The sequence below is a fragment of the Bilophila sp. 4_1_30 genome (assembly GCF_000224655.1).
Classification (GTDB): Bacteria; Desulfobacterota; Desulfovibrionia; order Desulfovibrionales; family Desulfovibrionaceae; genus Bilophila; species Bilophila wadsworthia.
Genome location: NZ_JH114231.1, coordinates 598922 through 623556 on the forward strand (window position 1 = coordinate 598922; position 24635 = coordinate 623556).

Here is a 24635-nt window from a genome sequence, read left to right on the forward strand (position 1 = left end):
GAACGGCTGCTCTACTCCAGCGCCGTCCGGCTTCCGCAGGATTTTGGCGGTGAAGCCCAGTCATTCAGTCTCAAGCTGTTTCAGTTCCTTATCCATGAGCACACAAAGGATTTTTCTGTTTCCGTCAGGGGCATGGACGTGTTCCCTGTAAGGAGGGTGACGTAGGCCGCAGCTGCTCCTTCATTTGTTTCAAAAAAATATAAAATCTAAGCCAAATGATCCGAATACAGAAAGTAACAATGACTCCCAAACGTTAAAACCTCGCCCAAACCAAAGAAGGGGTGATAAATGTTTTGGACGGCGTTCTTTCATCTGCCAGGTGGTGTCTGCCCATAGCGTTCCGTACATCCAAACTTGCTCCTACAATCGCGTGGAATTATACCGGATGCGGAAAGGGCCTCTGCCTGTGGTCTGATGAGTATTCAATATCCGGTCTATGGGCATATATATGCTCACTTCTCCAAAAACCATGCGGAAGGCCACCACGCCCTCCCCTATAAACTTGGAAAGGATTCCCTTCTGAGGTGAGGCCCCCTAAAAAAGCTCTCCACTTGAACCACAGAACTATTTGGCATCAGTTGTAAATTCCTCCAAACTTTTCGAGGGAGAATATCTACATTCTGAATAATTCAATTAAAATAAACTATTACAAAGAACAAAATAAATAAAATCACCAAACATGTGGACTCTAGCCAATCTAGAATTCACCTCTTTTGCTGTGAGCATGATGCGGCGGGTACCCTGCACGGAAAGAGGGCAATCCCATGATGAAATTCAAGCCGAGAAAGAGCCGAAGAGCTGGTCTTCTATCCAACGGTTCAAACAGAACCACGATCTTCTCAATATTTTTGAAGGTGGATACGAAGCCCGCCCCATTCAACTTTCAGATACACAAATAAAAGCGTCCCGTAGGCATCGTAGTGCGCCGAACCATAATTCAGCTCAAAATCTTCCTCCTCAAGCTGCCTACACTGTCAGGCAACCGAAAAGGCACCGTAGCGATATGTCCCCTTACACGGGACGTTCCGTTTCATAAATTCCAAGCCTTCCCCGACGAAAAGACTGCAAGACCTGTTCACTAGCTTTCCCCGTGTGATAGCAGCTAAATCCCACAAGGGCTTCAGCATCATCCCCTACATAGATGCCCACATGCAACAGTTTCATCCCGTCAATGGGGAGGTGAGACAGGTGCTGACCTCGGTATCGAACAGCTTACCCCGGAAAATAAACTGGAGATGGTGGTACTTTCCGCAAAGGCGGGCGCGGTTTTCCACGGCTTGAACGGAAACATCACAGCATCCCGGCCCAAGCCGCCCGGCAGCATCTAGAACCGATGGGACGAACATTCCAGAAACACCAGACTTCCTGCACTTTTGTGCAACGCACCAGTGTGGCATCACGATCGTCAGGGAAAGATATGAGGCATCTCCAAACGCGATAACCTGTTGGGTGGACAGTAATGACTCGTACTCCGAAGGCCATATTCGGCAGTTTCCCACGAAGCTTACCGATACAATCCTGCTTGATCTGTGTGCCATCTAGTTCAACGATACGGCAACCGCCTTCCCAAACCACGCGGCACCATTCGAGCAGAGCAACTGGATCACCGGAAGTAAACAAAGGAATTAGGCCGAAACCACGAATCAACGAAAGGGTACGAAACATATGGACACTCCAAGCCCGTCTATATTCCCGGCAGTAGGATAGGGGAAAAGCTCATGCCTATAAACGGTTACATCTGACGAATGCCTGGGACGAGCCAACGGCACACCTCCTCAATACCTTTCCTATCGGGGAGATGTTATCCGTACCAACAGGGATATGGCAAAGGAATATTCTCGAAGCAGACAACACACAACAAGAGCCTGTTCCCCGACCAGTGCTTCACCACCGTTCCCCTCTTCAGCAGATTAGAGGGAGCCCCTGTCATCCGAGCGGCGTTTCGAGGCAATCTCTGGAAGGCAAGGTAGCTCCTGCGTGTTCTCCAAGCGACAAAGGCCGCGAAAGCCCATCCAGAAATCGGATCGCCTATTCAAGATTTTCAGGTTCAGGCAGTCCCCCATCACGGCAGTAGGCAAGCAACCGGGTATAGGTTCGCCTGGTGCGGAACTCCATGATGACGGTTTCAACTGTAGTACGTCGCTCTTCCTCGGCCTTCTTTGGTAACGAAACCGCGCTCAATGAACGAATTCAAAAGAGCGCGGATTTTATCTTTACCAAGGCCTAGCAGTTGCTGGATGGCCTTAAGTTTCTAACTATCTTTTAGCATAATATTCAATATGTTGTGCTCACACAAAAAAACTTTATGATTGACATCACGCACGTCCCCAAAAGCCTCCCCTCTCGAGGGTAGTTTCATTTTTTACTGTGCCAACCATCGGGAACTTTGGTTTCTTCACCGTCAGCACCTGTCGCGGCTAAAAACTGCCAGTCAGAAGCCCCAAAAAAAGCAAATGAAGCCAAAACGCCTTCTTCTCCAGCACTGCAGCCTTGCTCACATATAGCGCATACCAACCGTCAGACTATCTACGGCAGCCTTCTGTACAGCAGAAATTCCAAGGGTATTTTTCGAGATTTCATTGCTGCTCACCAAAGAAATGACTGACTGCGCCCGGAAGAGAAAAAACTGACTCTCCCTTGCCTATATTGTGTGAGACAGACTCAACCTCTGATTTTTGATGGACAAACATCACACACAGACCGAATCTTCTGAAATTCTACACCCTATAGGAGAACACCCTGTGCATATTTACCCTGAGAAACTGTATCACCCTTCAATGCGACGAGGTTGCCTAAAAGGACAAAATAACACTGACATTCATTGATTTATAATAGAAAAACTACTTCAGATCCCGAAAGTTCCGACGCAAATCTAGAGAGTCCGAAAAACGTTTCCTTTCTTCAGTAGCAAGATGATGCTGTTTCAAATTGGTGCAGAATTCATCATATGGATTTTCTACATTCACACATGTAATATTGCATAATTCCTCGACACTGTCTGCAAATAGCCATTGTATATCACAGCAAGAATAGCGTAACTGATGGAAAAAACAATCTGTGTCTTTTCAGTAATTTTTGCTCATAAAAGTACAAAATAATTTCCCGGTCGAGAGGGGCACATCAGTCAATCTGATACCGGATGTGCAGATGGTAATGCATCCATTACTTGTCCCGCCTGAAAATGCCAACTTATTGCCTCTATTAGACGAATTCCTCATATCCACGGGCATTGTTGGCCAAATTCCGTAAAAAAGAGAAAGATGTTCGATGGAGTCAATGTAAACTGCCATACGAAATAGCTCCGCTTCCGCAACATTGTCCAGTGGACCTGCCATGCTCTGGAGGTCACAGGATGGAGCAGCATCAAGGAAGAAATTGCTAGCCACAGAGAAGCCCTCAGCAGATGTCCTCAAAATATACTCGCGGTAGGCTTTTACGGACGCTAGACTTACCGTGCTAGGGGCGAGTACAATACAGCGGTATGACCGTAGAAATAGTTCCACGGCAATATGGAGAGAGCTATTCCCTGATACCCTGGATGATACATCCTGTGTTCTTCGGTATTCTTTCCATACACTATCCAACGCTATAGCTGTACGGTTAGTACCTCCTCTCCAAGGCGCGACTGCAAGAGCCTTTCTCTGGCAACCTGCCCTGACTTTTCGTTTGATCCGATCTATGCGAAAAGTTTAAATCCTCTGTCGGAACAAGGAGTTTTCCTTATGACCGCAGTGTTGGGTATAAAAGCCGCTGGCATCCATTACCTGAACCCTTTTGTGCTTTCCTCGGCACCTCCCACAGGTTCACGGGAAATGATTGAACGGGCTTTTGACGCGGGATGGGGAGGTTCCGTCATCAAAACGCTCGCCCAAGATGAGCCCAATGCGTTACACAATGTAACCCCCTGAATACAAAGCATCCATATAGGCAACCGGCTCATGGCGTTCACCAACATTGAGCGCATCACACAAAAGATCGTACATGCTTGGCTGGGGGACATCTCGGCAATCAAGCAGAAATTCCCCAGCATGTCCTCATCGCCAGCCTGTTATGTGGCGGTTCTCCCCTTGAGGCACAATGGAAGGGAGTTCCCGCGCTGTGCCCGCAGACGGGGCCGATGCGCTGGAACTCAACTTTTCCTGTCCCCACGGCAGTGCTGAGCTTGGTGGATTGTCCGAAATCGGGATGCATCCCTTCCTCATGGCAAAGGTCCTTGGCTGGGTCCGTCAATCCACTACCCTCCCTGTGTATGTCAAACTGCCGCCCGTGAACAATCTAAGGAGCACTCACCTGCAAACACTGGGGCGCAGATGGCATTTCTACGATCAATACAATAAGCTCCTTCCCCGATATTGAGACGTTCGCTTCATTGCTTAACGTTGATAATAAAAGCTCCTTCGGCGGATTATCGGGCCGCATGGTAAAACCTGTCGCCTTACGTTGCGTGGCGCAAGTAGCCAAAACCGTAGACCTGCCTATTTCCGGTATCGGCGGTATCTATGAGTAGCAAGACGCTGTGGAGTCCATGCTTGTCGGTGCGGACACTGTACAGGTATGTTCCGCAGTTATGGAAAATGGCTATGACATCATCAAAAAATTCTGTGAAGGGCTACAGGGATACTTGGAGCGTAAGGGCATGAATTCTCCTACCGATCTGGTGGGGCGCTCCCTTCCATATTTCACGGAGCACAAAAATCTGAACCGTTCACGTCGGATGTTCGCAGCGGTAGAGCAAATAACCTGTCATCGTTGCGGTAAGTGTGTAACTTCGTGCTGCGATAGTGGCTATCAGGCTATCCGCCTAGGAGAAAACGGTATTCCGGTTGTGGACTCCGCAAGCTGTGATGGTTGCGGACCTTGTGTACAGATTTGCCTCTTTGGAAGTATGGCGTTGGTACCTAAGCCATAAGTAGATAGGGACATAGAGCCTTTACAATTCTACGCCTATAGAAAATAGCAGAGCAACGCAAAAGGTAATTCCTTTTGCGTTGCTCTGCTATTTTCATGAATGCTATTTACCTAATCAGGGTATCTGGACTGATCAAGTTTTTAGGAAAATCAACGGTTCCAGAAGACTGTGGACGGTTCTCAAGGGTGTCTCGCGCATACGCACTTCCCTTTCCCCTCTCTGAGTCACGAATTCTGATGAAAACCTACCCGGATTGTTTTTCCGTCCTCTTATGGCATTTTAGGAAGGAAAGACTTTTTTTCGGAGCATACGGGTGTTGCAGGTGTCCATCCAGAAACAACTTGAAGCATTCGCGCTTCAGGTTTCTTTTGTGCTCGCTTCCCGCGGCATCACGGTACTGTGGGGGGCGTCCGGTTCGGGTAAGACCACCTTACTGCAATGCCTTGCCGGGTTGCTTCGGCCTGATGCGGGGAGGATCGCCTGCCGTGAGGCAGTCTGGTTCGATGCGGAACAGGGCGTATGCCTCGCGCCCGAACGGAGGCGGATCGGGTATGTTTTTCAGGACGTCCGGCTGTTCCCGCATCTGTCCGTGCGCTCGAATATGCTGTTCGGGCGGCGGTTCCGGGGCCCGTCCGGGGTATCGTTCGAAGACGTGGTCGCGCTTTTGGGTCTGGGACGGCTGTTGCACCGCACGCCTTCCGATCTGTCCGGAGGCGAAAAACAGCGTGTCGCCGTGGGGCGCGCCCTGCTGGCCTGTCCCGAGCTGCTGCTCATGGATGAACCGTTGACGGGGCTGGATCGGGGCAAACGAGAAGAAATCATGGCCTACATCAAGGCGATCCCGGAACGGTTCGACGTCCCCATCCTGTATGTGACCCATTCGGACGCGGAACGCCGCTTTCTGGCGGATCGCGTTCTGAACCTTGAAGACGGCAAGCTGGCGGAAGACTGAACCCGCGGTGATTGCCGCACAGGGAGGAACTGCAATGAAACGATGGATTCTGGCGCTGGTCATGTTGGGCCTGAGCGTCGTACCGGCCTTGGCCGAGACAGCCGTGACCACGGGGATGGGCTACAAAAAAATGCTCTCCGAACTCTGCGCGCTGTACAAGCAGGAGTCCGGCAAACAGCTGACCGAGGTCTACAGCGGCACCATCGGGCAGTCGCTGGCCCAGTACAAGGCCGGAAGCGGGGTTTCCGTATTCGTTTCCGACAGGCAGACACTGGAGGATTCGGACGTCTCTTTCGCTTCGTTTCAGCCTTTGGGTACCGCCGTGCTTGTACTGGCGTGGAAAAAGGGCCTGAATGTGGAGTCGCCCCAGGACCTCCAAAGTCCGAAGATCCGATCCATCGGCTATCCCGACAAGAAGGGCGCCATTTACGGAAAGGCCGCTGAGCGATTCCTGACCCAGAGCGGCCTGCGTGGACCGCTGAAGGACAAGCTGCGGATGTTTTCCACCGTGCCGCAGGTGTTTTCCTATCTGACCACGGGCGAACTGGACGCCGGATTCGTCAATACGGCGGTCGTCAAGGCACAGGGCAAGTCCATCGGAGGCTCTATGGACATCCAGTCCGGTTACGATCCCATCGAAATGGTCGCGGCGGTGGTCAAAGGCGCGGAGAAGGACCCCGAAGTCGAGGCGTTTCTGACGTTCCTCCAATCCGACAAGGCCCGATCCGTTTACGCCAAACACGGGCTGCGCCCATAACCGGGAACCGATGTGCTCGGCGAACTGTTGCACGACGAGGAAGTACTGTTTTCGGTGTGGCTTACCTTGAAGGTTGCCGCCGTGTGTCTGGCCCTGCACCTCATCACGGCGGTTCCGCTGGCTCTCTGGGCGAGGTCGCCGCAAGCGCCGTTTCGCCGGACGCTCAACTTCGTTGTGACGCTGCCGCTGGTGTTTCCGCCCATCGCGCTCGGCTACCTGCTGCTCATGGCCTTGGGGCAGACCGGGCTTGGGGAGCCTCTCCAGCGGCTGTTCGGGGTCCGGCTGATCTTTTCTCAGGCGGCGGTCGTGCTGGCGGCCTACATCGCGGGGCTGCCTCTGGTCATCAAACCCGTCCAGGCGGCGCTCGGCAGTGAAACGGTACGCAAGCTCACGGAAGCGGCGCGCGTGACCGGTGCCGGTCCGGTAGCCGCCTTTTTTCTCGTGGCCATTCCGCTGATCCGCACCAGCCTTGTCGTGGGGCTGTTGCTCGGCGTAACGCGCTCTTTCGGCGAAGTGGGCATTTCGCTCATGCTCGGAGGCAACATCGCGCAGCGGACGAACACGTTGTCGCTTGAAGTGTTCAATGCCGTTTCGCGCGGCGACTTCGAGCGGGCCACGGCGCTGTGCGTCCTGCTCGCCTGCATCAGCCTGTGTCTGTATCTCGCCATCGATCAACTGCAACGGAGGAAGGCATGAGTTTTCACATCAGCCAGCGCTTCATCGACGAACTGCTGGAAGAAGACTGTCCGTACATGGATTTGACCGTAGAGGCATTGGGCATCGGGCGCGAACCGGGACGGTTGACGTGCCATCCCAAAGCCGCCTGTGTCGTGGCGGGCGTGGAGGTCGCCGCGCGGCTTCTGGAGTCTTCGGGGTGCCGGGTTGCGTGCGAAGCCGCCAGCGGCGATCGGCTGGAGGCGGGGCAGGTGTTTTTGCACGCCGAAGGCACGGCGGGGGCCATCCACCGGAGCCTCAAAATCGCACAGAACGTGATGGAATATTCATCCGGCATCGCAACCCGCGCAGCGGGCATGTTGGAAAACGCGCGCAAGGCCAATCCCCATGTGCAGCTGGCAGTTACCCGCAAGCATTTCCCCGGGACCAAATGGCTTTCGCTTGCGGCGGCGCAAGCTGGCGGAGCCATCGTGCATCGGCTCGGGCTTTCAGATTCCCTGCTGGTTTTTGATCTGCATCGTGTTTTCACGGGCGGGCTCGACGGATTCGCCTCCCGGGTGTCCGAGTACCGCAAGGCGTTTCCGGAACAGAAGCTGGGCGCGGAAGTCGCCACCCCGGAGGAAGCCCTCCTGCTGGCACGCGCGGGCATCGATTCCATCCAATGCGAACGTTTTACCTGTGCGGATCTTAAAGAAACGGTACACGGGGTCAAGGCCGTCAACGCCGCCGTTCAGGTGCTCGCAGCCGGAGGCGTGACCGGTGAAAACGCGACGGCAGTCGCCGCGACCGGGGTGGACGTGCTGGTGACGACATGGGCCTATTTCGGCAAGCCCGCCGACATCAAGATGGTCGTCAGCGCGTAACGCTTTGCGGGGGCGGCATCCATACGGGCTGTAAACGGAACCTTCAAACGAATAGAGGCTATTCCACGAACTACACGGACGGTACACGGCACTGGATCATGTCTGTATGCGCTGCCTGCTCCGTGCAACGCCATAACTGCGCTTTATATCATCCGTATTTCATAAAGAAAGCACAGGGCAACACCTCGGGGGATTCCCTTGGTGTTGTCCTTCTCTTTTATCAGGTTACAGGCATAGTATTAGTGTACCCGACCTGATCCGGCTGTCAGCTCCCAAAGGCCCGATCATCAGGGCCTTTTCTGCGCGGGAATGGCTCCCAGACCTCGGCTCACTCTAGAGCCGTAGCGCGCTCAAGCACCAGGTTTAGCCAGCTAAAGCCGAAGCGGGAGACGTGGAAAGAGCCCCTTTTTCGAGAATGCGTTTTTATGCTGCCATTAAAAGATAGAGCACACCTTGACACTATTCAATTAATGTTGAACAATAGAACTATGAAAATCAAAACAGCCACCACGGTTTTTGAAGTCCTGGCTTCGGAAGTACGGCTCTCCATTTTCCGGCTACTGGTCAAGTATGCCCCGGAAGGTTTGGTTGCCGGTGAAATTTCCCAGATGCTGGATATACCGAAGACGAACCTTTCCTTTCACCTGAAAAACATCATGTACAGCGGGCTCGTCAGCATGGAGCGTGAAGGCCGTAATACCCGCTATAGGGCCAACATTCCATTGATGCTGGAAACCATAGCCTACCTCGCGTCCGAATGTTGTTCCGGCAATTCTGCCCACTGCCAGCCGTACTTGACGGAAGGCGGTATCGAACAGGAATTTTTATCGGCTTGTTGCCAAAAGCAAACGTATAACACTGAGATAAAGACTATGGATACAGCGGATAAAACAAAAAGCAGCGAAGACGTGAAGGAAACCATACGAGACGGATACGCGGCCATTGCCACCGGCCAGCGTTCTTGTTGCTGCTCCAGCCAGCGCAGCAGTCAGGCCGATCCTGCCCGTTTGGCGGCAGCCGTGGGATATGATGCCGAGTCTCTAGCCAAGCTGCCGGATGGCGCGAACATGGGGCTTTCCTGCGGTAACCCCGTGGCCATCGCCGCGTTGCGGGAAGGACAGACCGTTGTGGACCTTGGCAGCGGCGGCGGCTTTGACGTATTTCAGGCTGGCGAAAGGGTGAAGGCATCCGGCAGGGTTATCGGTGTGGACATGACGCCGGAGATGCTTGCCAAAGCTCGAAAAAATATTGAGCAGTACCGCCAGCGCACTGGACTGGACAATGTGGAGTTTCGTCTTGGCGAAATCGAATGCCTTCCCGTGCCTGACAACAGCGTTGATGTGGTGCTTTCCAACTGCGTGATCAACCTTTCCCCTGACAAGCCGAAGGTTTGGCGGGAAATATACCGTGTATTGAAATCCGGGGGCAAGGTGTCCGTTTCCGACCTTGCGCTGCTGAAACCTCTTCCCGACAATGTCCGGGACATGGCTGCTGCTCTCGTCGGCTGCGTGGCCGGCGCGGTTCTGGTCGAAGAAACCAAGGCGCTGCTCGAAAAAGCGGGGTTCACATCCATAGTGCTGACGCCCAAGCCCGACTATGTGCGGAACATGCAGGACTGGAACGATCCTCTGTACAAACAAATAGCGGAAACACTTCCGCAAGGAGAGGAAATGGCCGACTATGTGGTCAGCCTGTCCATCGAAGCCCGCAAATAACCAAAAGACAAAATTATCGTTCAGCCCCTTGCGGTTCCGGTTCAAGGGGCTTTTTTTGTGGGGAAATGTATGAATCCCGAATATATCATTAAACTCGGACACGCCTTGCGCGAGTCCAACGAAAAAAACTTCAGTGCGTCTGATTCCATCATGCTCGCCCTGACGGCCCGTCAGAATTAGACCACCGAAGAGGACGCCTGACCGTTTTTCCCTCCGAAGTCTCCCCCCGATTCCCTTTTTCGCGGCGCTGCGGATCGGCTCCCGATCTGCGGCGCCCTTGCGTCCTCCCCCTATCCCGAATCGAAACATCGGCGTTCATTCTTTGAACGGTCCGTCCGCGCTGTTTCCACCGGGTCACAATCCGATCCCATTCTGTACAAAGAAAACGTTTATAAACAGTAAGATACAGCATCAAAGCTGTGCCTTTCCCGTGGCATACCTCTTGCTTAGTCTCCCGCAGCCGGGCCGTGCGGGCGATCCCAGCAGACGGCGGGCCGCAGGCCGTCGCCGCCGTGCTCGGCAACCACATCGACATCGTACTTGAGGACGTCTACAACCCAGAGCTCGTACCCATGATCATCACTAATGAGGAACGCTTCCCGACCTATCCGGACACGCCGACTTTCAAGGAAATAGGACACCCGGCCATGAGCATCGGCGTCCGTATCGGCATGTACGCGCCCAAGGGCACGCCGGAAGAAATCGTCCGCACACTTGAAGCCGCGTTCCTTGAAGCGTGCAAAGACAAGAAGTATCAGAATCTCCTCGCTTCCCTGAGCATGGAGAACCTGCCGCTCGATCAGGCATCCACACTCGAATCCATCAAGAACGCCACCGCCGTCACCCAACGTCTCATTGACGAAGGCATCATGACCGTCGAGGAATAACTGCGGCCCCATATCATATTATGCAGGCCTCCCCCGACAACTAAGCCCCGAAAGGGGCTTTGCATTGGGTGAGACTCCACATCTAAAAGGCAGTTAACACATCAATATAAAAAATAGTATAGCATCATACAGATCCTAAAACGTCTTTTTGGATACTACCCAAAAAGGAATTTGCTCATAACCATTCTCCACAATAGAATATTCACAATATATCCCACCGAGTTTTGAAATGACCGCTAAATGTCTCTATGAATACGCGGCCTTCTCACATCGTTACTTCGCCATTCCCACACTGAACGAGCCGATTTTGTTTTAGGCATTTGTATGCGCCGTCACCTTTTACATCATTTTATTCGTCACTTTACAGGGTTATCCGCGTCTTCCATCTCTCAGGAAGAGTATAAAAACATACTATTCATATAGTCAAATAGCATACTATTTGTTGACTTTCTGTATTCTCCTCTCTACACTTCGATCGAAAGCGGCTTCACTCCAGAGAGGACCGCAACCAATGGTCAGGGCACCCTTCACTGTATTTCACAACCTGTGTACGAAGGAGACAACCATGACGCATTCCACGCAAAACCGGTATTACACGGCAATTCACGGAGCGGATCCCAAGGGACAAGGCGAACTGCGGCGCCTCAACAATTTTATTGCCGGAGAATGGAAACCATCCCGGACTGCCGTTTATCGAGATGCCTTCAATCCCTCCACGGGAGAAGTCATCGCCAAAGTGCCCGCAAGCCTGCCTGATGAACTCAATTCCGCCGTCGCTGCTGCCCGAGAGGCTTTTCCGGCATGGGCAGACACCCCCGTGTACAAACGGGTGAGCGTACTCTTCCGGATGAAGGCGTTGGTGGACAAACACCTCGACGAGCTCGTGCGATTGCTGTGCATAGAACAGGGAAAAACATGGAACGAGTCCCTCGGTGATGTCCTCAAAGCACAGGAAGTTATTGAATTCGCTTGCGGTATGCCTCAATTACTCAAGGGCGAATCGCTTATGAACGTGTCTTCCCAATACGACACGGTCCAGTACCTTGAGCCGGTAGGTGTCTTTCTTGGGCTTGCGCCGTGGAATTTTCCGGCCATGATTCCTCACGGCTGGATGATCCCCCTGTGCCTCGCAGCCGGAAACTCTTTCGTGCTCAAGGCCGCCAGTGCCGCGCCGCAATCGGCCCTGCGCTTCACTGAGCTGTGGATGGAAGCGGGATTGCCTCCGGGCGTCCTGAATGTGATCACCTGCGCCCCGGATGACGTGAGCCTGTTCATTCAACATCCCGATATCGTCGGTGTAAGCTTCGTCGGCTCCAGCGAAACCGGAGCCCGGGTATACGCCGAGGCCGCTGCTGAAGGGAAACGCGTTCAGGTCCTCGGCGAAGCCAAGAACCATGCTCTGGTCATGGCTGACTGCGCACTGGAGCGGACCGCTGCGGGCATCATCAACGCCTTCTGTGGCTGTGCGGGACAACGATGCATGGCCCTACCCGTCGTCGTAGCCGAAGAACCGGTGGCCGATGCGCTGGTGCGCCTACTCCGAGAGAAGGCCGCGCATCTGAAGCTCGGCCCGGCCTACGACAAAAACACGACGCTCGGGCCGTTGGTATCTGCTTCCCGCCGAAAGAACGTCCTTGACTGGATCGGTCGAGGTATTCGGGAAGGTGCCGAATTGGTCCTCGACGGGCGCGGCATCTCCGTTCCGGGATATGAAAACGGCTTCTTCATCGGTCCGACGCTGTTTGATCACGTCACGCCCGGCATGAGCATCGGCGAACAGGAAATCTTCGGGCCCGTGCTTTGCATCAAGCGCGTGCGGGATTTTGAGGAAGGGCTCTCCGTCATGAACGCCAATCCCTTTGCGAACGGCTCCGTTATCTACACCCAGAACGGCAGATACGCCCGCGAGTTTACCAGGCGAACCCACGGCGGCATGGTCGGCGTCAACGTGGGCATCCCCGTGCCTGTCTGTTCCTTCGGATTCACGGGGCACAAGCGGAGTTTCTTCGGTGACCTGCACACCATGGGGACGGATGGCGTACGTTTCTACACGGAAAAGAAAACCGTCACTTCCACTTGGTTCGAGGACGGCCATAGCGGCACTGTTGATACGTGGGACGGCACACTAGGCAGTCTCTCCGAAAACTCCGGAAAGCGGAACTGACGAGCCCCCGGATACACGTTCCGGAGAAACAAAAAGGCTCCCGAGTCCTTGATTCGGGAGCCTTTTTCAGCGCGTCAGCGCCATTTCAAAGGCGTGTCCGCAAGTTGTTCGAGAAAGATGCCCACTGTCCGCACATGCGCAAGCATGATTTCACGGGCTTCTTCCGGCTGGCGGTTGCGGATCGCCTCAATCAGTTTTTCATGCGCATCAAGTACATGGGCGGAAAAATTGACATCCGGCTTCAGCAGATGCTTGGTGTCAAGCAACACGCTGGAGGTGAAATTTTCAATGAGAATCAGCAGGGGATTCTTCGCGGCGTTGGCCACGGCGGTGTGAAACCGGATTTCGTATTTGTAGACCTTTTTCAATTCACTGTCGCGTAAGGCATCGTGGCAGTTCTTATGGATGGTTTCGAGCGTCTCAAGGTCCTCGTCCGTCCTGTTGAGTGCGGCCTGTTCCGCCAGATACGGCTCCAGAAGCGTACGGGTGGCGGTAAGGTGCTGTATGGAAAGGTTTTTGTCGTGGAAAAAGTTGATGAGCCCCATCTGAGCCGTCTCAAGGTCCACTTCCGCAACGAACGCACCGCCCCCTGACCCCGCACGGATCTCCAGCAACCCCTGCACTTCCAGAACCCGCAGCGCCTCGCGCAACGTTTGCCGGCTCACATTGAAGGTGTGCATCAGCTCCTGCTCAGAGGGCAGCTTACTGCCCCTTTCCAGTAGGCCCGCGAGGATTTGCCCACGGATCCGGTATACGATTTCCTGGGGCGCCTTGCGGGAACGGATGGAGGAAAGTTCCATGGTATTCAGCATAACTTTTCGCGTGGTGGTCTAGAGTGTGTGGCCGCCTCGTCTTCCGGCCATCCGCGGCAGTGCGCGAACGCCTCGGAATAAAGGCTTTCTTGCTTGATTAAGTGAATAAACCTACTCCAACGCAACTCTAAAGTAAACTCAATACAGAGGAGAAGATATCCAGCACCGGGCAATCCCCTTCATGCGTCTTTCGCGCGTTACAGCAAAACAAGTGACAGCCAGGGAATGAAAGCGATCAGTGCCAGCCCCAAAATCAAGGCGCAGATGAACGGGATCACCTGCGAGGATACCTGCTCGAGTGACAGCCCCGTCAGGTTGCAGGCCACGAACAGATTGAGCCCCAACGGCGGGGTCAGCATACCGATGGCATTGGTCACAACCATGATCACGCCGAACTGGATGACGTCGATGTCGAACGTCGTGATCACGGGCAACAGGATGGGCGTCAGGATCATGGTCGTCGCCAGCGTCTCCATGAATGTGCCTATGATGAGCAGAAAAATGCAGATGATGATCAACAGTGTATACTTGCTGCTGACAAATTCAATGACGAAAGCAGCGAGGCTTTGGGGGATCATGTTCATGGTCATGTATTCCCCGAAAAACACCGCCGTCCCCATGATGATGGTCAAGCCGCCACATACCGTGCTCGACTCCGTAAAGCAATCCCAGAGCCCCCGGAAGGTCAGTGTCCGCTTTACCAGCATGGCCACGACCAACGCGTAAAGTACGGCAACGACCGCAGCCTCAACGGGCGTGACCATACCCGTATAGATGCCGCCCAGGACAATGACCGGCATCATCAACGAATACTTGCCATTCCAGATAGAGACAGCGAGATCGCGCACATGGAAGGCGTTCCCCCCGGCGTACCCGCGCACCTGCGAAATGAGGAAGACCGTTCCCATCATCAGGAAACTCATGAGCAGGCCCGGCACGATACCCGCAATGAACAGATCACCGATGGACGCGGACGTGATCACCCCGTAGACAATAAGGGGGTTGCTCGGAGGGATCAGGACGCCGAGCACGCCGCCGGACGCGCTGACGGCGGCGGCGAAGTCCTCGTCATACCGCTCCTTCTTCATGGCGGGAATGAGCAGCGCGCCGACCGCCGCCACAGTTCCCGGACCCGAACCGGAAATGGCCGCGAAGAATGTACAGGCAAGGATGGTCACGATGGCAAGCCCACCCGAGACCTTGCCCACCGCCGCCTTCATCACATCCACAAGGTCCTGCGTAATTCCGCTGCGCCCCATGATGGCCCCGGCCAGCACGAAACATGGAATCGCCATCAGTGTGTATTGGTCCACCCCGGAATACAGGGTCTGTGCGAAACCTTCCAGCGGTTCGCCGTTCAGGATGAGCTCCACCAGTGGGCCTATGCCCAACGCGATGAAGATGGGCAAACCTATGCAGAGACAACCTACGATGAGGAAACCAAACAACATATGTCACCTCAGCTGGCCGAAAAGGTATGGTACAGACGCTGAACTATCCGCAGGGCCATGATGAAAAACGCCATTGGAATAACGCCATAGAAGTAGAACAGAGGCAGCATCAGGCTGGGGGAGTAGACTGGGTATTCAATCATGTCGACGAGCAGGAGGCTTCCGGCGTAGGCCGCTACCAGGCAGAAAGCTATCTGCAACATATCCCCGAATACTTCGATCCAGTTGCGCACGGAAAGCGGAAGCACATTCACCAGACACTCGACCCGGATGTGACGGCCCTTCATCATGACGAAGCAAGAGGAAAGATACACAAAATACAGGAAAGAAAAGCGGGAAAGCTCCTCCGTCCACGCGATGCCTACCTGAAAGAAGTACCTCGCGACAATCTGGAGGGTGAGAAAGCCCACCATCAACAGCAAGGAAAAATTGGCGATATAGACTTCAAAATGTTCCCATAGGTTACGCAGCATAGTGGCCTCCGGAACCGTTGTTCCACAATGAGGGGGAAGTCTCTACGGCCGCGCGGCGCCCGCGGCACGCCGCGCGGATCGGGATATTACTTAAAGGAACCGGTCTTCTGGAACCGCATGACGCCCTCGACCCACTCCTTGCCCCCGGACATTTCCGCAAAGTCCGGCCACAGGGCGATGGCATTCGCCTTCCACTGCTCCACATCGGTGATGTCGTGGAACTCGACGCCGTGGTTCACGAGCTGCTTGCGAACGTCGTCATACTCCGCCTGTACCCAAGCGAAATGTTCAAGCTCGTTGCTCGCCGCAGCCTCGTTCAAAAACCCCTTCTGTTCAGGAGACAGCTTCTGGTACCATCGCTCGTTGACGAGGATCAGGAATATCTGGGGACAATAATACAGATTCTCCGCAACATGGTTGGTGTAGGGATAGAAACCGTTGTACAGCAGGATATTGGTAGGACATTCAAAGGCGTCCATCACGCCCTGCTGGATGGCGGTGAACGTTTCCGACCACGCCATTGCGTAGGCGCTGGCTCCCCACGTCTCCCATGTCCGCTGCATGACCGGGCTGGCGGCGAGGCGCAGCTTGATCCCCTTCAGGTCGCCCATCTTCGTCACCGGCTTCTTGGTGAACAGCAACCGGAAGCCATTCGTCCCCACCGCGATGAGACGCATACTGCCCGTATCGGCAAGAATGCGCTTGGCCAGCTCCTCGCGGAACGCACTGCCGGGACGCAGATACCCCTTCTCGCCCATGATGTCCTCGGGCCCGGAAAACAAGTAGGGAAACGTCAGTACGTTGACGCAGGGTGAAAACGATCCGGCATTGGCTGCAGTGACGATGGCCATTTGCAGGGTGCCCTGCTTGACCTTCTGCCCTGCGACCATTTCGGAACCCACCACGCCGTTGGGGAATACCGTACAGTTCATTTCCCCGTTGCTGACCTTCTTCAGGTTTTCAGCAAACATCGTGGCGAAAACACCGTAAGATTGCTTTTCGGGTTCGCCGTGGGCGAACTTGATGTTGACGGCGGCGAAAACGTTGACGGAGGACAGGAGCAGGGCGGCGACGACAAGACCTAAGAGCCTCTTCATGATGGTATCCTTACGAGTTGAAGGAAAATCAAGAGTCCACTTCGAGTTCCATGACCATTTCAAAAGGAATATTGTGGGCCAGATCGGACACGCCGATGCTGCTGCGGGCGTGGGTGCCCTTCTCCATGCCGAACAGGTCAACGATCAGCTCGGAAGCGCCGTTGGACACCTTGGACAGTTCCGTGAACCCGGCGACACACTGAATGAAGCACGTGCTGTAAAGAAATTGGCGTACCTTATCCAGATCGCCTACGGCGTGCTTGATGATGGAGAGCATGTGCAGAGCCGAAACCCGCCCGGCCTCATATCCTTGATCTGCGTCCAGATCCCTGCCCAGTTTGCCCAGGTAGGGATAGCCGCTCCCGTCCCACGGCCCCGCCCCGCCAATAAAAAGCAGGTTGCCCGCCTTGCGATACCGAACGACCTTGGGGGAAACCATGGGCCTGAACTGGGGCAGGACGATGCCGCGTTCCTGAAGTCGTGCTTCGATCTTCATACTGTTCTCCTCGTTGGCTGAAGGTTAGGCGGCGAAACGACGCACTGGCGAAACGGGCCTAACGGCTTCGCTCCGCCGCCATCCGGATGGCGGCCTCAATCTTGACATATCCGGTGCAACGGCACAGATTTCCGGAAATGGCCTCACGAATCTGTTCCGGCGTGGGATGCGGTTGCCTATCAAGCAGGGCTTTGGCCGTAAGGATCATGCCGGGCGTGCAGTAGCCACACTGTACGGCTCCGGCGTCAATGAAGGCCTGCTGAATCGGGTGCAGGTGGCTGACGTCTCCCAGCCCCTCGATGGTGGTAATGCTCTTTCCGTGCATTGAAGCCGTGAGAAGAATACAGGAACGCACGGCCTCGCCATCCACGATGACAGTGCAGGCCCCGCAGTCCCCCGTCCCACAGGCTTTCTTCGTCCCGGTCAAGCCAAGGCGCAGGCGTAGGGTATCCACCAGCAGCTCCGTCGCCTCCACGGCGAGATTCCGTTCTCTTCCATTGATGGTACAGGTGATATCTACAAGCATGACGGTCTCCTCCCGAGAGCCTTGCGAACTGCCCGTTCGACGATGACGCCCATGACGGCCTCCTTGTAGGCCATGTTGCGGGGGCTGCGCAGGGAGGCTTCGGCGGGCACGGCACCACGGAGCTGCGCCAGCCCCTCTTCAATGGGAAGGCCCCGCAACAGCATTTCGAAGCTCTTCGCCCGAACGACCGTGGCGGCCACGGCCCCCATGCCGATGACAACATCGCGGCAGACGTCCCCATCCATATCGAGACGGACCGCGGCGGAAACTTGCGCGATGTCCTGTGACTTGCGCCTCGCGAGCTTGACGAAAGCGCTGGGATGTCCACGATCGGGAATAACGATGCCACGAATCAGCTCGTGGGGTTTAAGGCACGTCCTGCCGGGACCGAGAAATACGTCACATACAGGCACGGAGCGTTCCCCTTCCAGCGATATCAGCTCGACCAAGGCACCAAGAGCCACCAGCGCCACGTTGCCGTCGGCCGCCGGAAACGCCGAGCCGATATTTCCGGCCAGTGTCGCCACGGCGCGGATGGGCGGAGAGCCGATTTCTGCAATCGCGTCCCGCAGTGCGTCGAGAGGCGCACACAAAGGCGAACGCAGGATATCGGCGTAAACGACACCACCCCCGATAATGGTATACCCTGCTCGCCGCCCCACAGCGCGCAAGCTGCGGATATTTCCGATGTAGACCACGGCCTCGGGCCGTATGCGGTCGAAGGCAATCTTCTCCACAATGTCCGTGCCCCCGTTTACGACCACGGCTCCGCCACGGTATTCAGCAAGGAGACGCAAGGCGTCCTCAAGGCTGTCGGGTGCGAAAAAGAGGGTTGCGCTCATCGTTCTCCCCCCTGACATTGTTCCCGCGTCCGTATCGCCAGAAGCACCTGCCGGGCGGTCAGCGGAATGGCGTTGATAGGAAAGCCCAACGCATCGCGGACTGCGTTCCGAATGGCCGGCGCACCGCCGACGATGGGCGGTTCGCCCACGCCCTTGGCTCCGAACGGACCGAGTTCATTGGGGTGCTCGACAATGATGGATTCCAGAAGCGGCAAATCCCGAGAGGTCGGAATCAAATAATTATGGAACGCCGCATTTTTCATGACACCCCGCTCCAGAATGCTTTCCTCCATGACGCTCCAGCCGATGGCCTGCGCCGCGCCGCCTTCCATCTGTCCTTCCACGTTGACGGGATTGATGGCCTTGCCCACGTCACAGGCCAGCACTGATCGGGTTACGGAAACGCTCCCCGTCTCCACGTCCACCTCCACCTCAACGCCGTGTGCGCCAAAGGAATAGGCATGGCATGGATTACCCTGGCCGTCCTCGACCCTGAACGTGGCCTGCGGTGGGTACCAGCTTCCGACGACCGACAGGGGGACCTGCGTGTTGAAAGCCTTGAGCACCACTTCGGCGAACGTCCGGCTCCGTTCTGGCTTACCGCTCTCGAAAATTCGGCCTCCGCCTATTTCCAGATTGCGGACGTCCGTTTGAAAGAAATACCGGGCCGCCGTATCCAACAAACGTTCCCTGAGCCTGACGCAGGCGTCCGTAACGGCGTTGCCCACCAGCACCACGGAACGCGACCCCACTGTCGGCCCGGAATCCGGCGCCAAAGCGGTGTCGGAGATGTCCACCAGCACGTCATCCAAAGGAATGCCGAGCAGCTCGGAGGCGATCTGTGCCAGAGCCGTGGTCAACCCCTGCCCCATTTCCGTGGAGCCCACATTGATGTTTAGAGTTCCATCCAGTTGCAGCGTGGCGAAACAGCTCGCGCCTTCAAACAGCATGGGCACGCCGGTGCCGTACAGGAACAATCCAAGCCCCCGTCCACGGCGGATCGGTCCCGTGCCCAGCGCAACGGGACGGCTGCTCCACTCCATCCGTTCCAGCACCCGATCCAGACATTCCTCCAGCCCCAGCCCACGGCTTTCCAGCATCACCTGACCGGTGATGGTCCTGTCACCCGCACGGAGCATGTTGCGGCGGCGGACTTCCACGAGATCAAGACCCAGCCGATGGGCCAGTTCGTCCATCTGGCACTCCATCGCATAGGCGGCCTGTGGGGCGCCAAACCCACGGAACGCGCAAGAATACGGATGATTGGTAAATACCGAATGAGAACGGACCCGCGCATTGGGAACGGCATACGGTCCGGCTGCGTACATGACGGTACGCATGGTCACGGCGTGAAAGGGCTCCTTCATGCCGCCAAGGGATACATAGGCTCCCTTGTCCAGCACAAACCTGATATCCATGCCAGTGATCCGGCCTGTCGCGTCGGCGGCAAGGCGATGGCGGATGTAGCTGGCGTGGCGCTTCCCTGTCGTGCGGAAAATCTCTTCCCGGTTCAGCTCGAAAAACACCGTCCTGCCGGTCTTCAGAGCGAGAACGCCCGCGACGACGCAAACGTCCAGAGTGGAATCCTCCTTACCGCCGAAGCCGCCTCCGACGAGAGGGCTCACCACATGCAGCTTGTGCTGTGGGATGCCGAATACCGGAGCCAGATTCCGCCGGGTGGCGTAGACGGCCTGCGAAGGACTTGTCAGCGTCAAACCGCCCGTAAGCGGATTCGGCTCCGCGATGCAGACGTCCGGCTCAAGGTAACAGTGCTCCACCATCGGCGTCTCGTAGTCGTTTTCGATGACGACGGCCGCTTCCGCAAACGCCTTCTCCACGTCGCCGCAGTCGAGTGCCACGGTAGTGAGCAGATTCCCCCGCTCCGCCACAGGATGCCTTTCATGGATGAGGGTCGCACCATCCTCCATGGCCTCGCGCGGATCGTCGTACACCGGCAGGGGCTCGTATTCCACGCGGACGAGCTCGACGGCCTTCCGGGCCACCTCTTCCGTTTCCGCCGCGAGGATTGCCACCGGGTCGCCTTCGTAGCGGGTCTTCATGTCCGCAATGACCGGCTTGTCCGGACACAACAACCCATAGGCGTTCCGCCCCGGCAGGTCCTTCGCGGTCATGACAGCGACAACACCGGGGAATGCCTCGGCATCGCTCACGTCGATCTTCTTGATGCACGCATGGGGATGCGGCGCAAAGCACACACCCGCGATCAGCATATCGTGCCGCCGCATATCGGCTGTATATCGGGCCTGCCCCGTGACTTTCGCCGCAGCGTCCGTACGGGGGACCCTTTGCCCAACTGTAGTCAATATACTCATATGGAGCTCCTGATCACGCAGTGGGTTGCAGGATGCCGAATCCACAATCACTTCGTTCGGCATGATCGGAGCATGCTCGACGTTCGTTAGATTGTCAACAAATATTATACTATTTAACTATTCTTCTTATGCACTATTTTATTGAGGAGCTCTATTCAAATATTTTAATAAATACAAATAATTATAAAATTAAACTGTTCTTCACTCATTCCTGCAAGGCTCTATTGCCAGCAGCTTCCCGACAAACGTATATCGACCTGGTATCCGTATTTCTGTTACTTGTGACCCTGTCATTGCTCACAGTTGCCAGACTACGGCTCTCCACGCTCCTTATCGGTACGGCTACAGGCTGACAGAGAAATAAAGTGATGCCACAGGCATGAACAATGTTTATACCTGTGGCATCCGACTGCCTGTAACAGTAAAGTTTCTAAGACTATTTATAGCTTTCTCGATTTACCTTTCCTTTGTTTTTGTAGCACAGCAAACACAGTGCTTCGCTGTCGCTTGCTCAGTCGAAAGACAGCAACCTCTGCTCCGCATTGTCCGCACAAAGTGCCGTTGCAGCCGGAATGCACAAGCGAATCTCACGGCTCAGATGCCTGAGAGGATATCTGATACCAAGAGACGCAATCTATTTGTCACGTCAACCGCTCTCGACATCCACTGTTTCAATGTGCATTTACAACGCCAGAGCCTTTCTGATCTTTTCCGGCGTCACGGGGAGCTGATAGAAGCGCTTGCCGATGGCATGGGCGATGGCGTTGCCGGTTGCGGCGATGATCGGCACCATCACCACCTCCCCCAGCCCTCTGGTCGGTGAGGTTTCAGAGAGCGGCGCAAGATAATCGGCCGTCTGGTTCCAGACAGCGACATTTTTGGCCCGTGGCAGCGTGTAGCGATTGAAGTTCCACGTTCCGTTGCCCGGCCCGTCTTCATAGAGCAGTAATTCCTCCATCAAGGCGTGCCCGATGCCCATTGCCAAACCGCCCTGCAACTGGCCGGATACGAGTTCCGGCACGATCATTTGGCCACTGTCGACCAAACTGTGGTGGCGCATGATTTCTATCTCGCCCGTGAAGGTGTTGACGTTGAGTTCGACGATGCAGGCAGCGGGCGTATAGGTCGTCACACCGGCATTATTGCGCTGAACGGCAGGATAGTTCACGCTGCTTCTCTTGATGAAGTCATAGCCGCCGGTGGTCATACGCCGCTTGAGTTCCGGCGCGGCACCATCGCCGTAACGCACCGAAAGGACGTCCGCCGCTACGCTGATCGAGCCGATCGTCGGAATATCGAATGTCGCCGTCGTCCATTCCCAGCGGCTGAAACAGTGCAGGGCAACTCCTGTCACCAGACCCATCTCATGGGCTTTCCGGGCAACCCGTTCGAATGAGAGCGTCTCCATCCCGCCGCCACCGATGCCGCCTTCGACGACGCGCAGGTCACTCAACGTCATACGGGCGCTGGCAATCTGCCCGCCAGCCGGTCCCTCGCTCCAGATGGCGCGCGCAGCCGGCCAAAGGGCATGTTCAAACAGGAACCTCGCCGCCTGCCGCGTGCCGAAACCGATGAAATAGGCACTGTTGGAGGCACTCATTGCCGGCAGCATGAACGGCACCCAGTAGGGATTCTTCTGAAATTCATCCTGCTGTTCCTGCGTCGTCGAATAGGGTTCCCAATTGCTGACCATTGGCAGTTCCGCAAACTCCGCAACACCAAATTCGACAAAGTCGGGAGCCTTGCCCAGCATGTCGCGGACGATGACCTGTTGCGCCGTAGTCGCGCCGGTGCCGATCTCCTGCACGCAGTGGCGCATCCACACCTTGCCGTCAGCATCAAATTCCAGCGCCAGCGCGCTGGTATCCGCACCCGTGCCGTAATCCTTCTGTACCTGCGCGAAGCCGACGCCGTACCGCTTGCCGGGATTGGCCTTGTCAAAATCAACCTTGGCTTTCTCGCGGTTCACCCACAGAGGATGCTTTGCCGCTAGATCGAGCATTTCAATATTGTTCAGCTCGCCCAGCGGCTGGGCTCCCTGGGTATTTTCAAAGCCCGCCTGCAATGCATTGCGGCGGCGGAGCTCGATCTGGTCCATACCCAGCTCAACGGCGAGTTCGTCGACCATCAGCTCCGTGATGCTCATGGCCTGAAGGGTGCCGTAACCGCGCATCGACCCCGCTTCGACCGCGGGCGTCGCAAGCGCGACGGTCGTAAGATCGGATTTCGGGAAATAATAGATCGACTGCGCTGCGGTGGCACCCACCTGAGCGACCGAGAAGGAAAAATTCGCGCGGCCGCCTCCATTGAACTTGTAGAACACCTTCAGGATCTCAAACTTGCCGCTCTTGCGGTCGGCAACGATCGTTACATCCATTTCGACCGAGTGGCGCTTTATGCCGAGCTGGAACTGTTCGTAGCGGTCGTTGGCCAGCCGCACCGGCAGCCCATCTCCATAAAAACACGCAGCGATGGCGTAGAACGGGAAAAGCGAATGGTCCTTGGAGCCGTACCCGACGGTGGTGCCCGAAAGCAGCTTGATCGTCTCGACCGGGAATCGCTTGTTGTCCTTAACCATCAGCGCCGCGACCCGAGCGACCTCATAAGGCGACTGCGCGCCCACGATCAGATGCAGCGTGCGCGTCTTTGCGTCATACCACGCATTGCCGTTGTCGGCCTCCAACGCGCATGGGTCGATCGATTGCGAGAACCCGCTCCGGTCCAGTACAAGCTTGTTTTCATCCTTGCGCGCCGCTTCGATGGCCTTTTCGATGTCCGCAGCCGCGTCCATGCCGCGCCGCATCGGTTCATAAGTTTCGCGTGCGACCGTAAGCGGATCGCGCACCCCGCCGCCACCCCGCTGTTTCAGCATCACGGAGGCCGGCACGAACACTCCGGTCGGAGATTCCGGCGGCCACACCGGGTTATTGCCGTCAAAAGCGCCCCAGATGATGGCATCCTGCATCGGCGAATAGACAGACGACGAGGTCGGGGTATCGCCGCCGATTCGGACATAGCGTGCCGCGCCGTAATTGGACGGCGTATTCGGGCCGGTGGCGGCGCCGTACTTCACGACATCCTGCGCAAAACGCAACATCCGCTTCGCCGCCTCAAACCGATCGAAATCGTGATACACCAGCAACGCCACCGGATGTCCGATCAGCGGCGGCGTCTGCCCTCTGGGAACCAGAAAATTTTTGCCATAGAACCCGGCTGCCAGACTTTCTGGCTGCGGAACGGTCACGCCGTCGCCGAAGAGTTCTTCATGCAGGACGAGGCGGTCGGGCTGCAATTTCGGCCCCAGAAGGCTCAAGTCCACGCCCTCGAATATCCGGTCGGCCCGCGTTGCCTTGATGAAGAATGCGTGGGCCTGCTCCTTGGGCCAGCCGGACAGATCGCGTGCGCGAAAGTCCCGCGCGAACGTCTTCTGCCCGGTCACTTTGCGCAAGGCGTCCCACCGGTAACGGACCTTGCCGTCCGGCGACATCCAGTCCAGCGGACTGGGGCCCGAATGCACTTCGAGCGCATGGGCATCGGGCAAGCGCCCGATCATCACGGAAATACCGAAAAACATGCCAAGTTTGATAAACTGGCGTCGCGAACTATACATCATCATCGTTTTCTCCCGTTCGAAATCCCTTTGCGTAGGAACCTGCAAGCGTCATGAAAAAAGACGACCACAC

At 55.9% G+C, this 24635-nt stretch carries 19 protein-coding genes; 10 read left to right on the plus strand and 9 right to left on the minus strand.

Annotated features, from left to right (window positions below; all coding sequences use genetic code 11):
* The first annotated feature begins 4077 nt into the window (after positions 1-4077).
* The 10 genes from HMPREF0178_RS22975 (at position 4078) to HMPREF0178_RS02890 (ending at position 12922) form a co-directional block, all read left to right on the plus strand.
* Complete coding sequence (locus HMPREF0178_RS22975; RefSeq protein WP_009378914.1) at positions 4078-4356, plus strand: hypothetical protein; 279 nt, start codon at positions 4078-4080, stop codon at positions 4354-4356.
* Positions 4316-4507, plus strand: a complete 192-nt coding sequence (locus HMPREF0178_RS22980; protein ID WP_157134902.1) for a hypothetical protein — start codon at positions 4316-4318, stop codon at positions 4505-4507. The genes HMPREF0178_RS22975 and HMPREF0178_RS22980 overlap by 41 nt, the downstream gene beginning before the upstream one ends.
* A 207-nt stretch (positions 4508-4714) precedes the next feature.
* Positions 4715-4909 (plus strand): 4Fe-4S dicluster-binding protein, encoded by a 195-nt coding sequence (locus HMPREF0178_RS22985; RefSeq protein WP_369736909.1) that lies wholly within the window; start codon positions 4715-4717, stop codon positions 4907-4909.
* A 322-nt stretch (positions 4910-5231) separates the two neighbouring features.
* Entirely contained in the window at positions 5232-5861 is a 630-nt protein-coding gene (locus tag HMPREF0178_RS02860) for an ATP-binding cassette domain-containing protein (RefSeq protein WP_232281171.1), read from the plus strand.
* A 34-nt stretch (positions 5862-5895) separates the two neighbouring features.
* Complete coding sequence (gene modA / locus HMPREF0178_RS02865; protein ID WP_009378917.1) at positions 5896-6618, plus strand: molybdate ABC transporter substrate-binding protein; 723 nt, start codon at positions 5896-5898, stop codon at positions 6616-6618.
* 12 nt (positions 6619-6630) lie between these two features.
* On the plus strand, positions 6631-7314 hold the full coding sequence (locus HMPREF0178_RS02870; protein WP_009378922.1) for a molybdenum ABC transporter permease: 684 nt from the start codon (positions 6631-6633) through the stop codon (positions 7312-7314).
* Complete coding sequence (gene modD, locus HMPREF0178_RS02875; protein ID WP_009378923.1) at positions 7311-8156, plus strand: ModD protein; 846 nt, start codon at positions 7311-7313, stop codon at positions 8154-8156. Before HMPREF0178_RS02870 ends, modD begins: the two co-directional genes overlap by 4 nt.
* A gap of 488 nt (positions 8157-8644) precedes the next feature.
* Positions 8645-9871 carry an arsenite methyltransferase gene (arsM, locus tag HMPREF0178_RS02880; RefSeq protein ID WP_009378924.1) on the plus strand — a complete coding sequence of 409 codons (1227 nt, stop codon included), beginning with the start codon at positions 8645-8647 and terminating at the stop codon, positions 9869-9871.
* Between the two features lie 467 nt (positions 9872-10338).
* Positions 10339-10758 (plus strand): tripartite tricarboxylate transporter substrate-binding protein, encoded by a 420-nt coding sequence (locus HMPREF0178_RS02885; protein WP_039958502.1) that lies wholly within the window; start codon positions 10339-10341, stop codon positions 10756-10758.
* A gap of 565 nt (positions 10759-11323) precedes the next feature.
* Positions 11324-12922 carry a CoA-acylating methylmalonate-semialdehyde dehydrogenase gene (locus HMPREF0178_RS02890; protein ID WP_009378933.1) on the plus strand — a complete coding sequence of 533 codons (1599 nt, stop codon included), beginning with the start codon at positions 11324-11326 and terminating at the stop codon, positions 12920-12922.
* A 74-nt stretch (positions 12923-12996) separates the two neighbouring features.
* Here the strand turns inward: HMPREF0178_RS02890 and HMPREF0178_RS02895 are convergent, their stop codons facing one another.
* From HMPREF0178_RS02895 to HMPREF0178_RS02935, 9 genes are all read right to left on the minus strand, one after another.
* A complete protein-coding gene (locus tag HMPREF0178_RS02895; protein ID WP_009378934.1) occupies positions 12997-13734 on the minus strand; it encodes a FadR/GntR family transcriptional regulator in 738 nt (245 codons plus the stop codon).
* 197 nt (positions 13735-13931) lie between these two features.
* Positions 13932-15185: a TRAP transporter large permease gene (locus HMPREF0178_RS02900; protein WP_009378935.1), complete on the minus strand. Its 1254-nt coding sequence runs from the start codon at positions 15183-15185 to the stop codon at positions 13932-13934.
* Between the two features lie 8 nt (positions 15186-15193).
* On the minus strand, positions 15194-15658 hold the full coding sequence (locus HMPREF0178_RS02905; RefSeq protein WP_009378936.1) for a TRAP transporter small permease: 465 nt from the start codon (positions 15656-15658) through the stop codon (positions 15194-15196).
* Positions 15659-15744: 86 nt separating this feature from the next.
* The gene (locus HMPREF0178_RS02910; protein ID WP_009378937.1) at positions 15745-16755 is read right to left on the minus strand and encodes a TRAP transporter substrate-binding protein; all 1011 of its coding nucleotides are present in this window, start codon (positions 16753-16755) and stop codon (positions 15745-15747) included.
* A 28-nt stretch (positions 16756-16783) separates the two neighbouring features.
* Positions 16784-17251: a RidA family protein gene (locus HMPREF0178_RS02915; RefSeq protein ID WP_009378938.1), complete on the minus strand. Its 468-nt coding sequence runs from the start codon at positions 17249-17251 to the stop codon at positions 16784-16786.
* A 58-nt stretch (positions 17252-17309) separates the two neighbouring features.
* Positions 17310-17777: a (2Fe-2S)-binding protein gene (locus tag HMPREF0178_RS02920; RefSeq protein ID WP_009378939.1), complete on the minus strand. Its 468-nt coding sequence runs from the start codon at positions 17775-17777 to the stop codon at positions 17310-17312.
* Entirely contained in the window at positions 17768-18619 is an 852-nt protein-coding gene (locus HMPREF0178_RS02925) for a xanthine dehydrogenase family protein subunit M (RefSeq protein WP_009378940.1), read from the minus strand. The genes HMPREF0178_RS02920 and HMPREF0178_RS02925 overlap by 10 nt, the downstream gene beginning before the upstream one ends.
* Positions 18616-20952 (minus strand): xanthine dehydrogenase family protein molybdopterin-binding subunit, encoded by a 2337-nt coding sequence (locus tag HMPREF0178_RS02930; RefSeq protein WP_009378941.1) that lies wholly within the window; start codon positions 20950-20952, stop codon positions 18616-18618. The genes HMPREF0178_RS02925 and HMPREF0178_RS02930 overlap by 4 nt, the downstream gene beginning before the upstream one ends.
* Positions 20953-21634: 682 nt before the next feature.
* Entirely contained in the window at positions 21635-24568 is a 2934-nt protein-coding gene (locus HMPREF0178_RS02935; protein ID WP_009378942.1) for a xanthine dehydrogenase family protein molybdopterin-binding subunit, read from the minus strand.
* Positions 24569-24635 lie beyond the last annotated feature (67 nt).